Source organism: Paenibacillus auburnensis (genome assembly GCF_927798115.1).
Taxonomy (GTDB): Bacteria; Bacillota; Bacilli; order Paenibacillales; family Paenibacillaceae; genus Paenibacillus_AQ; species Paenibacillus_AQ auburnensis.
Genome location: NZ_CAKMMG010000001.1, coordinates 598059 through 612491, shown reverse-complemented (window position 1 = coordinate 612491; position 14433 = coordinate 598059). Strand labels below are relative to the sequence as shown.

Sequence of the window (14433 nt, the reverse complement as noted above, 5' to 3'; positions counted from 1 at the left end):
TTCGGCCGCTGTTGTCTGCAGATTTCTTGTTTATACCCGCTGTTCGCGCTTGAAATCCGCAGACAAAGGCGGACACTACCGCTCCTACAGTTCCAAAATTCCCTTCCGCCACTTTTCCCTTTATTGTTTCTAATAAACCTATGCAATTTCGGCCTCTTCATCCTCCAGCTTCACGGAGACTAGCTTGGATACGCCGCCTTCCTCCATCGTCACCCCATAAAGCACATCCGCTTCCTCCATCGTACCTTTGCGGTGGGTAACCACGATGAATTGCGTCTGCTCAGAGAACTCCCGTAAATACTGTGCGAATCGGACTACGTTTGCTTCATCAAGCGCAGCCTCAACCTCATCCAGCACGCAGAACGGAACCGGCTTCACCTGTAAAATAGCAAACAGCAGAGCCATCGCAGTCAAAGCGCGCTCGCCGCCGGACAGCAGCTGCAGATTTTGCAGTTTTTTGCCGGGAGGCTGGGCCACGATATCAATGCCCGTCTCAAGCATATGCTCCGGATCCAAAAGCTGCAAATCCGCGCGGCCGCCGCCGAACAGCTTCGAGAATACCGTCCCGAATTCCCGGCGGATCGCATCGAAGGTCTGTTTGAAGCGTTTGGACATTTCTTCTTCCATCTCATGAATTACATGGTATAGAGTTGTCTTAGCTTCTACCAGATCATCCTTCTGTCCGCTGAGGAAGGTGTAACGCTCATGAACACGCTGATATTCCTCTATTGCCCCCAAGCTGACTTCACCCAGGGCAGAGATGCTGCGTTTGAGCCGCTGGACCTCAGTCTGGGCTGCCGGCACATCTTCGGGAACAGGATAACGCTGCTTCGCCAGCTCATAGCTCAGCTCATAGTCATCACTTAGCTTGCGCAGGATATTGTCCAGTTCGACATCCAACCGTCCGACAGACACTTCAGTTGTACGGAGCTTGTCCTCTACAGACTTAAGGGCCTGGCGCTGGTCTTTGGTTTCCCCTTCGGCCAGCTCAAGCTTGCGTGTCAGAGCCGTGCGGTCAGCCCGCGCCAAATCCAGCGCTGCCGCTGTTTCATCTTTTTTCAGCCGGTAAGTGTTGAGGTTCTCTTTCTGCTTCACAGCTTCCCGGGCATTCTCCTCCAGATCCTGTTCAATCGTCATGAGCAGGCTGCGGCTCTGGCGCAGCTCTTTCTCCTGCGATCCGGCATCCTGTCTCATCCGGCGCAGCTGTTCTTCCAGTGAGAAAATCTCCTGATCCAGCTTGCCCTCCGTTACCTTCATCCCGGTCAGCTTACCCTGAAGCTCTTCCTTGGCAGATTCGCTCGCTTTACGCTCTGATTCAGCATTGCGGATCGCCTCATGGGCATCCTTCTCTTCCTGCTCCAGACGCGCTAGCTCCTTGACTGCCTGGACCCGGCTTTCTTCCAGTGCTTTGACTTCACTTTCAAACCCGCTGCGCTCCGCCCCTGCCCCATCCACCTGTTCCTGGACATGGCGCAATTCCTGCTCCAGCTGCTTCAGATCACCGGCAACCCGCTGCTCCTCCAGACGTTTTTCGTCACCGTCATGACGCAGCTCTTCCAGCTTCTGCGACGCATTCTCCTGCTCGTCCTTCAAGCGGGTAATGCCTTGCTTCAGCTTGCTGATCTGCAGCTCGCTTTCTTCAATCTCGCTGAGCAATTGATCCAGCTGGCGTTTGCGGCTAAGCAGGCTGTTATTTTTTTTATGCTGGCTGCCCCCGGTCATGGAACCGCCTGCATTCACGACATCCCCTTCAAGGGTTACAACACGGTAGCGGTATTGGCATTTGGCGGCAATCCGGTTAGCCTGCTCCAGACTTTCAGCAATAACCACGTTGCCGAGCAAGCTTCCGATAATACTTGCATATTTGTCTTCATAACCTACCAGTTCAGATCCAATGCCGACAAAACCTTCGGCTCCTTCAACCATCCCCCGGTCGCTGCCTGTAATCTGACGGGGCCGGATAACATCCAGCGGCAGAAACGTCGCTCTGCCCAGCTGGCGTTGTTTTAGAAAAGCAATCGCCTGCCGGGATACCGCTTCATTGTCCATAACGACATGCTGCAGTGAAGCACCCAATGCCGTTTCAACGGCCATTTCCAGCTTCTCAGGTACAGAGATCAGCTCAGCCACAGCGCCATGGACGCCGTTTAGCTGACCCTTACGCGCACCTTTGAGCACTTCCTTGACACCAAGCATGAAGCCGTCAAAATCATCCTGCATTTCCTTCATCGTCTCGTGCCTGGATACCTGCGCTTCACGCTTCTGCTCCCATTTGCGGAGACCAGACTGCGTTTCTTCCAGCAGCTTCTGACGTTTGCTTGACTGCTCACTTTCCGTGATATAAGCATTGCGCAGAGCACCGATCTCTTTGCCGAGTGCGGTAATTCTATCCTTCAGCGTCTTCTGGGAGGCAGACAACTCCTGCAGTCTTGCAACCCATTTGCCGCTTTCTTCGCTACTTCGGCTCATGCGCCGCTCAAGGCTTTCCTTCTGCTGATCCGCATAGCGGATTTCATTGCGGGCCTGGGCCATCAGATTCATCAGCTCGAGCAAGGCGCTCTTCAGCTTCTCTTCTTTACTCTGGCTGATGCCCCCGGTGACGCCTTCCAGCCGGGTCTCTTCATCCGCTAGCTGGCTGCGTAAATCCTCGAGCGCCTGCCGCGATTGCGCAAGCTTCAGCTCCAGCTCTGCAAGCTCACGCTGGCGGCCTTCTGAGCGTTCGCCTACAGAACCTAACGTAAGCATCAGCTGTTCACGGTTGCTCTCCAGATTGCGTTTGCGTTCCTTGAGCACTTCTCCATAGCCTTCACTCTTCTCATAGGCTTCACTGTAACGCAGCAGCTGCTCCTGCAGCTTCTCGACCTGCTCCTCCAATGCCCGAAGCTCAGCGCGTCCGCTTTCCAGCTTGGCATCGTGGGCGGACACCACCGTCGACAGTGCCAATTGTTCATGCTTAAGCACCTCGAGACGGTCATTACCTTCCTTCCAGGCAGTATGAATCCCTTCGATCTGGTGTACATATACGGAAATCTCCAGCTGTTTCAGCTGTTCACGCAGTTCCTTATATCGAATCGCCTTCTCGGACTGATCCTTAAGCGGACCAATCTGATCCTCCAGCTCACTAATCAAATCGTGAATCCGCAGCAGATTCTGCTCCGTTTCATCCAGCTTGCGTCCAGCATCCTTTTTACGCGATTTATACTTAACAATACCTGATGCTTCTTCAAAAATCCCGCGACGGTCCTCCGACCGAGTACTGAGAATCTCTTCAATCCGGCCTTGGCCGATGATCGAATACGCCTCACGGCCGATCCCTGTATCCATAAACAGCTCCGTGATATCCTTTAACCGGCAGGCCTGTTTGTTAATTAAGTATTCACTTTCACCGCTGCGGTGTACCCGGCGGGTCACAGTCACTTCGCTGAAATCCAGCGGCAGCACATGATCCTCGTTATCCAGCGTCAGCGAAACCTCACCATAGTTCACCGCTTTACGCGCATCACTTCCTGCAAAGATGATATCCTCCATCTTGCCGCCGCGCAGCGACTTGGCGCTCTGTTCGCCCAGTACCCAGCGGATACCGTCGGAAATATTACTTTTGCCGCTGCCGTTTGGCCCGACTACTGCCGTAATGCCGCGCACAAATTCCATTTCAGTTTTGTCAGCAAAAGATTTAAAGCCAGCTAATTCAATCCGTTTCAAAAACATGACTCGCCTATCACCTCTGACCTATTATAACATAGCGTTTATAGCCTAAAATAGCCCGCCCTATCTGAAAGAATAGCGCGGTTATTCATCCGAAAAAGAGCAGCAAAAGTCTGACCTCCGCCTAAACGCCGGCATTCAGACCATTGCTGCTCTCCTCCGCTAACTTACTTGCCTCGGGTAAGCCAATCTTTGTTCAAATGCAACTACAAGATTCAAGCGCCGTCTTCCTTCAAACGCAATAGCGCCGCTGCGGCAGCCTGCTGTTCGGCTTCTTTCTTGGAACGGCCGTTGCCTCTGCCGAGAGACTGATTAGCCATATACACTTCAGAAACGAATTCACGCTCATGCGCGGGTCCCCGTTCTTCAATAATCCGATATTCCAGCGTACCCAAACCGTGATGCTGTATCAGCTCCTGAAGCTCCGTCTTGAAATCGCTCATCTGCATTTGCAGCTTGCCGTCCGTCTCCACCAGCGGGAATACGTGATTATCAAGGAACCTGCGGGCCGTTTCCAGACCCTGGTCAAGATAAAGCGCTCCCACGAAGGATTCAAACACATCGGCCAGCAAGGCCGGGCGGGTTCGTCCGCCCGTAAGTTCTTCCCCTTTACCCAGCAATACAAACCGTCCGAAGCCCAGACTTTCGGCGAACTTGACCAGTGAGGGCTCACACACAATGGCTGCCCGCAGCTTGGTCAGTTCACCTTCAGGCCGGTCTGGCAGAAGGTTGTACAAATATTCAGAAACCGTAAGTTCGAGCACGGCATCGCCCAGAAACTCAAGGCGTTCATTGTCCTGATGCTGGTTGAAACGGTGTTCATTCACATAAGATGCATGGGTAAAGGCCTGCTTCAGGAGTACAGGATCGTGAAATTGGATTTGAAGTTGATTTTGTAACTGCTTCAGGTCTCCTTTCACTGCACTGTTCTCCCCTTACTGTTTATATTTTTTGAGAATAACGGTTGCGTTATGTCCCCCGAATCCGAAGGAGTTGGACATGACAATGTTAAGCTCGGCCTCACGCGGCACATTCGGAACATAGTCCAGATCGCATTCCGGATCTTGATTGTCCAAATTGATCGTAGGCGCAATCATGTTCTTTTGCAGGGAAAGTCCGCAAATAATTGCTTCCACACCACCGGCTGCACCCAGCAAATGCCCGGTCATCGATTTCGTGGAGCTGATTGCAACTTTATAAGCATGATCTCCCAGCGCCTTTTTGACGGCAGCCGTTTCCGACTTGTCACCTACCGGCGTAGAGGTACCGTGCGCATTGATGTAATCAATATCTTCCGGCGCAATGCCGGCATCACGAATCGCCATCTTCATGCAGCGCGCAGCACCATCAGGATCAGGCTCAGTCATGTGATGAGCATCCGCACTCAGACCGTAGCCGATAACTTCGGCATAGATCTTCGCACCGCGTTTCTCAGCATGCTCAAGCGATTCCAGAATCAGAATGCCGGCGCCTTCTCCCATAACAAAACCATCGCGGTCAACATCAAACGGACGGCTTGCCTTCTGCGGTTCATCATTGCGGGTCGACATGGCTCTCATCGCACAGAAACCAGCCATACCCGTCGGACGGATCGTAGCTTCCGAACCTCCGCAGATCATTGCATCCGCATCTCCGCGCTGGATCAGCCGGAAGGATTCCCCAATGGAATGGCTTCCTGTTGCACAGGCCGTTACTGTCGTTGTGTTCGGGCCTTTAGCGCCGAGATTAATCGACAGCTGTCCGGAACCCATATTTGCAATCATCATCGGGATAAAGAACGGGCTCACCCGCTTAGGTCCCTTCTCCAGCAGAAGATTATGATTATCTTCCCAAGTACCTAGTCCACCGATACCGGAACCGACCGATACGCCGATTCGCTCCGGGTCAATATCTTCACCGATCTTAAGTCCGCTGTCCTTCAGTGCGTCTTCACCGGCAGCTACCGCAAACTGTACAAAACGGTCCATCTTGCGGGCTTCCTTACGGCCAAAACGCTCCTCCGGGTCAAAATCTGTTACTGACGCTGCAATTCGTGTGGTGTACTCACTGACATCAAAGGCTTCAACCAATGAAACACCGGATTTACCGTGCATCAGATTATCCCAAAACGTATCCAAATCCTTGCCCAGCGACGTTATTACGCCCATACCGGTAACAACCACTCTATGACTCAAACGCAATCACCCCATCTGTAGGCTGTATGCTTCATTATTCCGAAGCTGTTTGCTCTCTGAAAACTCTATATAAACTGCAGTCGCCGCAAGATTAACAATCTGCGGTTCTGTTATTTTCCGTTTAAAGGTGCATATAGCAGCCTTTTGTCTTGCCGTTTGACGTGTAAAATGAGGAGAAGTCCCGCCCTTACAGGAACGGGACCCTCAATCATATGACTCTAGGTATGAGATTGTATGTACTTCACAACTTCACCCACGGTCGTAATCTTCTCTGCATCTTCATCAGAGATTTCCATATCGAATTCATCTTCCAATTCCATAACCAATTCTACTACATCAAGAGAATCAGCACCTAAATCATCTTTGAAAGACGCTTCTAATGTTACCTCAGCTTCATCGGCACCTAAGCGGTCGATGACAATGCGTTTTACACGCTCCAATACATCGGACATCCGGTTCACCTCCTCTTTTGGTATTATACGAGATATGAAGTCAAAATACCATAGAGCTCAAAAAACGCTTTCCGGCCGCCTCTTCCCGCTTCCCATATAATGCTATAAGCTTATTTGACCTTACATGTACATTCCGCCATCCACATGAAGTGTCTGGCCTGTCATGTAGGCTGCCCCTTCCGAAGCAAGAAATACAGCCGCATTAGCAATGTCCTCCGCCCGCCCGAGCTTAGCAAGGGGAATCCCTTTGATCAGCTCGCTGCGAACTTCATCGGACAGCTCCCGGGTCATATCTGTATCAATGAACCCCGGTGCGATGCAGTTCACAGTAATTCCCCGTGAAGACAGCTCGCGTGCCGCAGACTTCGTCATACCGATAACACCCGCTTTGGCGGCGGTATAGTTTACCTGACCCGGATTCCCAGTCACACCCACAACGGAAGAAATGTTAATAATCCGCCCGTAACGCTGCTTCATCATCGGCCGTGTAGCTGCCTTCAGGCAGTTAAATACGCCTTTGAGATTCGTTTCGATGACTTGATCAAATTCTTCTTCCTTCATGCGCATAATCAGATTATCCCGGGTAATGCCGGCATTATTAACAAGAATATCAATCTTGCCCCATGTGTTAATAACCTCTTTTACCAGGTTTTCCGCCTGCTCACTGTTACCGACATTACCCTGCAGGGCAATCCCTTCAGAGCCCAGCTCGGCGATTCTGGATACCGTCTCCTGAGCCGCAGCTTCGCTTCCGGAATAGTTCACGGCAACTTTCACACCGTGCTCTGCGAGTGCCAGCGCGATACTGCGTCCAATGCCGCGTGAGCCGCCGGTAACAAGGGCCGTCTGGCCTCTTAGTGCTGAGAACATTCTTTTATTCCCCTTTCATTCATCATGCTCTGTGATTAGGTCATGGAACAGGTAATTACAGTGCAGTCTCAAGACTTTCCAGACTATTGATGTTAATTACCTTAACGTTCTTGTCGATTTTGCGGATCAGTCCTGCAAGCACACTTCCGGAACCAATCTCTACAAAAGTATCTACACCAGCCGCGATCAGCCACTCTACACTATCCTGCCAAAGTACCGGTGAAAACACCTGGCGTACCAATAGTTCACGAATCTCTTCAGGATCAGTGACCGGTGAAGCGGTGACATTGACAATCACAGGCACAGAAGGAGCATTAAAGGTTATACTTTTCAGTTCAGCAGCCAGGCGTTCAGCAGCTTCCTTCATCATCGAGGAATGGAACGGACCGCTTACTTCGAGCCGAATGGCCCGCTTGCCGCCGGCTTCCTTAACACGCTGGACAACAGCGTCTACGCCAGCCTGTGAGCCGGAAACAACAATCTGCCCAGGGCAGTTGACATTAGCCAGCTCCACCGTGCTGCCTTCTGCGGAAATGCTGCGGCATAGTTCAGCCAGTGCCTCACGTTCTGCACCAAGCACAGCAGCCATAGCCCCCTGTCCGCCGGGAACCGCTTCTTCCATGAAACGTCCGCGCAAACGTACCAGCTTCACAGCATCTTCATATGACAGCACGTTCGCTGCCACAAGAGCGCTGTATTCCCCAAGACTGTGACCTGCAACATAATCAGGACTGAGACCTTTTCCGCTTAGTGCTTCAAGGTAGGCAACACTGGTGGTAACCAGTGCAGGTTGTGTATTGACTGTCTGCTTAAGCTCGCTGTCCGGTCCTTCAAATACAAGCTGGCTCAGCGGAAATCCGAGTACCTCGTCGCCTTTCTCAAATACAGCACGGCTTTGCGGCAGTGCTTCATATACATCCTTACCCATCCCGACTGCCTGCGCACCCTGACCGGGAAAGACAAATGCGATTTTACCCATGAGTATGAACTCCTTCCCGTAACCGGAGCGCCTGACCGCTTAGGAATAAGCGGCAGATGCACCGTTCCGTTCAATTATTACATGCTTTAGATTACCAGATTAAGACAGATGCGCCCCATGTAAGACCGCCGCCGAAGCCAACCATCAGCACAGTGTCGCCTTCCTTCATCCGGCCTGCTTCTGCAGCTTCCACAAGAGCAAGCGGAATCGAAGCTGCGGAAGTATTCGCGTATCTGTCTACGTTAATTACGCACTTCTCTTCCGGCAGATCTAAACGCTGCATAGCCGATTGGATAATCCGGATGTTCGCTTGATGCGGTACAAACAGATCGATATCTTCTTTGCTGAGACCCGCTTTGGTCAGCACCCGCTCTGTAGCTGTACCCATGACCCGTACGGCGAACTTGAATACTTCACGTCCGTTCATGTATATGAAGTGCTTCTTGTCGTCAATGGTCTGCTGGGAAGCCGGCAGACGCGATCCGCCCGCTTCCATCTTCAGCAGGCTGCCGCCGGAGCCTTCGGCACCCAGATCAAAGGACTGGAAGCCGCGGCCTTCCGGAACCTCGCCGATGATGACCGCACCGGCGCCGTCACCGAACAGTACACAGGTATTGCGGTCGGTATAATCCGTAATGCGTGACAGTGTATCTGCACCGATAATCAGTGCATTGTTGTACATACCGGTCTTAATAAATCCCGTTGCTGTTGCCAGACTGTATACGAAGCCTGAGCAGGCAGCCGATAAATCAAATGCAGCAGCGCCCTTAGCTCCCAGTTTGTCCTGAAGGATACAAGCTGTAGACGGGAATGAACTGTCCGGTGTAACCGTAGCTACAATAATAAGCTCCAGCTCCTCCGCCTTCATTCCTGCTGACTCCAGTGCTTTCAGTGCAGCTTCATAAGCAAGATCAGAGGTCGCTTCATGCGGAGCGGCAATATGCCGTTCACGAATCCCGGTGCGGCTGACGATCCACTCATCATTTGTTTCAACTATTTTTTCCAAATCGCTGTTGGTTAATATTTTCTCAGGCACGTATTTTCCTGTACCGATGATACCTACCGAACGTAATTGATTCATATCGTCACTCACTTCCCGCTAATTTCCTTAGATATACTGGTCACTAAGCCAGCCTGCAGCGCGATCCGCGCCTGTCTTACCGCATTCTTCACCGCATTGCCATCTGAAGAGCCGTGCCCCTTCACCACCAGCCCGCTAAGGCCAAGCAGAGGCGCTCCTCCATGCTCTTTATAATCCATCTTGCCTTTGAGACTTCTAAGCTCAGGCATCAGAATCGCTGCGCCCAGCTTAGTTTTGAGGGACTTGCTGAACTGCTCCTTTAACAGAGAGAACATAGCTCCTGCCGTGCCTTCCAGTGTTTTGAGCAGAATGTTGCCGGCGAAGCCGTCGCAGACGAGCACGTCACAATTGCCTGTAAGCACATCACGCGCTTCCACATTCCCGACAAAGTTAATGCCCTCAAGAGCTTCCAGCAGCGGATACGCTTCTTTCGTCAGTTCATTGCCCTTACCCGGCTCTGTACCGACATTCAGCAGTCCGACCCGCGGTTTGGCGATTCCATGCACCTTGTTACGGTAAATGCTGCCCATCAGGGCATACTGTACCAGATGCTGAGGTGTCGCATCCATATTCGCTCCTAAATCGAGAGCAAGTACACCTACATCATCAAGTGTTGGTATCATCGGGGCAAGCGCCGGGCGTTCGATACCAGCCATTCTTCCCACTACGAGCAGACCGGTAGTCATGAGCGCACCTGTATTTCCGGAAGAAATCATCGCATCGGCTTCGCCTTCCCGCACCATCCGGCCGGCTACGACCATCGATGAATCCTTCTTGCGGCGGACCGCCTTCACCGGCTCTTCGTCGGAGCCGATCACTTCCCCCGCATGTCTCACCGTCACATTGGACGGCTTGTTCTTAAGCAGCGGTTCAAGCCGGGCCTCATCGCCGACAAGCACCAGCTGTGTATCGCTCCATTCCGCGGCCGCGGACAGCGCACCTTCAACGTTGCATTCAGGTGCATTATCTCCGCCCATGGCATCAATGGCGATCAGCACTGCGGTTTCCCCCTTCGCTGTATTCTTCAATTGCAGACCGGTAGACTACAAAATGGCCCTGAAACACCAGTTCTTCCCCGACATATGTAAACACGTCCACTTCAGCCTTGCCGTTCCGTCCTGCAAGCGAACGCACCTGCGCTTTGGCAATACATTTCTCGCCTAACCGCACCATACGTACAAAACGGATATCGGCGGAAGCCGTCAGGGCAATCTCATCATTGATCACGGCAACTGCCAGCGAATTGGCCTGGGCAAACACATAGTGTCCGCGGGCTATCCCGTTTCTGGAGAAAACATGCTCCTCACGGATTTCGAATATGGAAATGCCGCTGCGGTCCAGCTGCAAATCAACAATATCACCAACCACTTCGTCAGGAGGCAGGGAACGCACCTGATCGTAGGAGTGTTCTGCCATTTGCTTCATCCGTTCGCGCAGTTCCGGAATACCGAGCTCCAGCCGGTCCAGCCGTATGGTCTGGATACTGACCTTGAGCTGACGAGTCAATTCACGGTCAGTCACAAATGGATTGCCATCTATAATGTGCAGCAGCTGCTGCTGGCGCTCTTTCTTGGACATCCGCTCTATGGCGGCTCACCTCCTGGCACATGCTCAAGCGGAAACGTTATATTAGATCAAAGCATCGGGCCAAAGAAAAGGCCGCTATTATCATAGCTATTAAGGTATAAAATCATTTTAGAACCAGGTACTAATATGTAGTATAAAGCATGGAACGGTAAAAATAAAGCATTGACTTAAAAGTGACATCCTGCGTAACTTGCAAATGAACGCCCTGCCTGATAATTTTCAGTATTGCTAATGTATTTTCTATTATTCTCATAAAAAATAGCACCCCACCAGATGATGAAGTGCTACCTTTTATTAAAAACTATTGTTTGATGATCTCTCTAGCTTTGTAAGTTCCGCAAACTTTGCATACGTGGTGAGCCAGTTTAAGCTCTCCGCATTGTTCACATTTCACCATACCTGGTACTACCAGTTTAAAGTGTGTACGACGCTTGTCACGGCGTGTCTTGGACGTTCTACGTTGTGGTACTGCCATTGTTTTCGACCTCCTGAATGTGTTGTTGACCCGTTATAACCCGGGATTTGTTCTTAGTCATCTTGCTTGGTAAAGAATCCTTTCAACGCAGCGAGTCGAGGATCGATCACTGTGTTGTCGCAACTGCAGGTGCCTTCGTTCAAATTTTGTCCGCATTTCTGACAAAGACCAAGACAGTCTGCCTTGCACAATACCGAATCCGGCAAGTGCAGTACGAAGTTTTCTTCCACATACGGAACAAGATCCACAGTCTCATCCGTGATGTAGATGAGTTCTTCATCTTCATCTTCGGGAAGAATCGGCTGCTTAAGCCATTTGAAAGTCTCAGCAAAAGGAATGTTCAATTTGCTGTTCACCTCACAGAGGCAACGTGCACATAACATGTCCACATTTCCTTCCAATGTTCCCACCACGTTCACACTATCGGTTTCCGCGGGCAGCGCTTTAAGGTTCACTGAGAGTGGTGCAACAGCAATTATATCCTTCCGCCCTCTGACAAGTTCACTGACATCCAGGGTTTCCTGGAATTGCAGAGACTCGTCGGCATTTGCCATTTTGCGAAAGTGAATCTTCATAATCATCACTCCAAACAAACAAAAATTATTATACCTAGAATTACCGATCTTTGTCAACCATTTTTCCTTTATATTGTTTCAGGAAGCTGGACAACTTATGATATAACTAATGAATCAATATATCAATTAGGAATTTGGAGTGACACGACCGTGACTACTGTTGGTATTATAGCCGAATATAACCCTTTACATAACGGGCATGTCCATCATTTTAACGAGGCCAAACGATTGTCGGGCGCGGACAGCGCGATTGTCGTGATGAGCGGCCCGTTCACCCAGCGCGGCGAGCCGGCCGTGGTTAGCAAGCGGGCCCGCACAGAAATGGCGCTGCATATGGGCGCCGACCTCGTCATTGAGCTGCCGGTTGGCTATGCCCTGCAGCCGGCGGAATGGTTCGCCTTCGGAGCCGTCTCTCTGCTGGAGGCGACCGGTGTCACTTCAAGCCTGTGCTTCGGCTCCGAAGCCGGCGCTTTGGGTGAGCTGCTGCCGCTGGCCGCCTTCCTGGCCGAAGAGAGCAGCGAACTACAGGCCGAGATCCGCCGCCGCATGGCGCTCGGAGCGAGCTTCCCTGCCGCCTACAGCGCAGCGGCGGCAGCGGCCTGGGAAGGGACTCCCGGCGGCCACGGGAGTCCCTTTGATGCCGAGGCGCTGCTGCGGCAGCCGAATAACAGCCTCGGCCTGCACTACCTCATCGCGCTGCGCCGGCTGGGGAGCGCGATGCAGCCCTTGACCGTGCCGCGTACCGGCGCAGGGTTTCACGACCCGCTGCAGAGCGGGTCGTCCATTGCCAGTGCCACGGCGATCCGCCGCCTGCTTCTGGAAGGCGGATCACCCGCTGCATACATGCCGGAATATAGCATGTCCATCCTGGAAAGAGAGCATGCGGCCGGCAGAGGTCCGGTGAGTCTGGAAGACTTCCGAGACCAGCTGCGCCATGTGCTCGTAACCCGGACCGCAGCAGAGCTGCAGCTGCTCCAGGATATGAACGAGGGGCTGGAGAACCGTCTCCAGCGCGTAATGCCGCAGCTGGAGCAATTCACAATCAGCAGGCTTCTGGAAGCCTTAAAAAGCAAGCGCTACACGCATACGCGCCTTCAGCGCCTGCTGCTGCATACACTGCTGAATCACAGCAAAAAAGAAATGACCCCTTCCACTTTAGCGCAGGGTCCAGGCTATATCCGGATACTCGGTTTCCGGGAGAACGGGCGTAAATTGCTCAAACGCATGAAACAAACCGCCTCGTGGCCCGTCATCACCTCACCGGCAGGCTTTTCTCATCTCGGTCTGGAACGTGATATTCAGGCGGCGGCCGCATACGCCGGAGCTTTCGGCAGTCCGCTGCGCAACGATCTTTACAGCGATTACTTCATGCCGCCGGTTATGGTGTAACCGGCAGCTTCTTCATATATTCCAGCGCGTCGTCCAGCGTCGACACAGGTACCAGCTTCATGTCGGTGCCTATTTTATCGGCTCTAGCTTTTGCTTCTTCATAATTTTTGACAGGGACAAAGAACACCTCTGCCTTCTCGCGGTCTGCAGCTACAATCTTATGCTTAACCCCGCCAATCGGTCCAACATTTCCATCCGCATCAATAGTGCCGGTACCAGCTATACGGTGTCCTTTTGACAGGTCGCCAGGAGTAAGCTGGTTGTAAATTTCCATCGTAAACATAAGTCCGGCAGACGGTCCTCCAACATTGGTGTCTACAAAGCTGACATCTTTGCCTGCAACCTTAGGCTTAACTTTCTGCACTGCCCCGATTACCACCCCCAGACCGGGCTTTACAGCAGCGGTATCTTTATCCTTAACCTCCACCAGGGTTACCTGTTCTTTGACTTCCTTGCCGTCCCGTTGCAGAACGACCGACACTTGATCGCCAATTTTTCTGGTGGATAAGAGTGCTGATAAATTCTCCGGATCCGCAATATGCTTGCCTTCTACACTGATAATCTTGTCGCCGGGCTGAAATTGCCCTTGATTATCCGTGTCTGGAACAGAGAATACATACAAATAATCCACTACATCTTCATAAGGAATATTCGCTGCATGATATGCTGCCTGTACAGCAAAGGATTGCGAACTGTTCATATAGTACACCTGCTCAGCCGCATACTCCTGCTCCGATTTATCTCCAAGCCGGGTTTCTTTCAGGACAACCTCAGAATAGGAGTTAAATAAAGAGGCTATTAGCAGAGCCACATTGGCATAGCTGGCCGACACCGTTGTCATCATAAAGGTGCCTTTCTCATCCTTATCCGCATTCTGCACCTTGATCATCGGCGCAACCTCAGAGGCACTGCCGGGCTGATATACGATGTAGGGGGTATTCATAAAAACTGTAACATAGAGTATAACCACTAAAGTAAACAAGTAGGCGATGGCGCGGAATCCTACCCGGCGTTTCTGTTGCCTCAATGCTTTTCCCTTCTTTCCCGCGGCTCTATGCTTCCTTCAAACGAACTTCAGAAGCTGCACCTTCTCCGGCTATGGCATGATGGTTGTCTGCACTGCATAAATTGATAACAGTCTTCAGC

General features: G+C 51.8%; 13 protein-coding genes. 1 reads left to right on the top strand and 12 read right to left on the bottom strand.

Annotation, left to right across the window (positions count from 1 at the left end; genetic code table 11):
• Positions 1-138: 138 nt before the first annotated feature.
• The 11 genes from smc to L6H70_RS02765 form a co-directional block, all read right to left on the bottom strand.
• Positions 139-3708 (bottom strand): chromosome segregation protein SMC, encoded by a 3570-nt coding sequence (gene smc / locus L6H70_RS02815; RefSeq protein ID WP_236329559.1) that lies wholly within the window; start codon positions 3706-3708, stop codon positions 139-141.
• Positions 3709-3920: 212 nt separating this feature from the next.
• A complete protein-coding gene (rnc, locus tag L6H70_RS02810; RefSeq protein WP_054940417.1) occupies positions 3921-4625 on the bottom strand; it encodes a ribonuclease III in 705 nt (234 codons plus the stop codon).
• A 15-nt stretch (positions 4626-4640) separates the two neighbouring features.
• A complete protein-coding gene (fabF, locus tag L6H70_RS02805) occupies positions 4641-5879 on the bottom strand; it encodes a beta-ketoacyl-ACP synthase II (RefSeq protein WP_236329557.1) in 1239 nt (412 codons plus the stop codon).
• Positions 5880-6097: 218 nt separating this feature from the next.
• Positions 6098-6331 carry an acyl carrier protein gene (locus tag L6H70_RS02800; protein ID WP_019911228.1) on the bottom strand — a complete coding sequence of 78 codons (234 nt, stop codon included), beginning with the start codon at positions 6329-6331 and terminating at the stop codon, positions 6098-6100.
• A 120-nt stretch (positions 6332-6451) separates the two neighbouring features.
• A complete protein-coding gene (fabG, locus tag L6H70_RS02795) occupies positions 6452-7201 on the bottom strand; it encodes a 3-oxoacyl-[acyl-carrier-protein] reductase (protein WP_236329555.1) in 750 nt (249 codons plus the stop codon).
• Positions 7202-7256: 55 nt separating this feature from the next.
• Positions 7257-8180 carry an ACP S-malonyltransferase gene (gene fabD / locus L6H70_RS02790; protein ID WP_236329553.1) on the bottom strand — a complete coding sequence of 308 codons (924 nt, stop codon included), beginning with the start codon at positions 8178-8180 and terminating at the stop codon, positions 7257-7259.
• Between the two features lie 91 nt (positions 8181-8271).
• Positions 8272-9261: a beta-ketoacyl-ACP synthase III gene (locus L6H70_RS02785; protein ID WP_236329551.1), complete on the bottom strand. Its 990-nt coding sequence runs from the start codon at positions 9259-9261 to the stop codon at positions 8272-8274.
• Between the two features lie 8 nt (positions 9262-9269).
• Positions 9270-10259 carry a phosphate acyltransferase PlsX gene (plsX, locus tag L6H70_RS02780; RefSeq protein WP_236329549.1) on the bottom strand — a complete coding sequence of 330 codons (990 nt, stop codon included), beginning with the start codon at positions 10257-10259 and terminating at the stop codon, positions 9270-9272.
• Entirely contained in the window at positions 10243-10839 is a 597-nt protein-coding gene (fapR, locus tag L6H70_RS02775; protein ID WP_206104656.1) for a transcription factor FapR, read from the bottom strand. Before fapR ends, plsX begins: the two co-directional genes overlap by 17 nt.
• Before the next feature lie 310 nt (positions 10840-11149).
• Positions 11150-11323, bottom strand: coding sequence for a 50S ribosomal protein L32 (gene rpmF, locus L6H70_RS02770; protein ID WP_019911234.1), 174 nt, complete (start codon positions 11321-11323; stop codon positions 11150-11152).
• 53 nt (positions 11324-11376) lie between these two features.
• On the bottom strand, positions 11377-11898 hold the full coding sequence (locus tag L6H70_RS02765; protein WP_236329547.1) for a YceD family protein: 522 nt from the start codon (positions 11896-11898) through the stop codon (positions 11377-11379).
• Positions 11899-12048: 150 nt separating this feature from the next.
• Between L6H70_RS02765 and L6H70_RS02760 the strand changes: the two genes are divergently transcribed.
• Positions 12049-13287 carry a nucleotidyltransferase gene (locus L6H70_RS02760; protein WP_236329545.1) on the top strand — a complete coding sequence of 413 codons (1239 nt, stop codon included), beginning with the start codon at positions 12049-12051 and terminating at the stop codon, positions 13285-13287.
• On the opposite strand, the gene L6H70_RS02755 is transcribed toward L6H70_RS02760, so the two are convergent.
• Positions 13277-14314, bottom strand: coding sequence for a SepM family pheromone-processing serine protease (locus L6H70_RS02755; RefSeq protein WP_236329542.1), 1038 nt, complete (start codon positions 14312-14314; stop codon positions 13277-13279). The two genes, L6H70_RS02760 and L6H70_RS02755, sit on opposite strands and share 11 nt — an antisense overlap.
• Between the last annotated feature and the right edge of the window lie 119 nt (positions 14315-14433).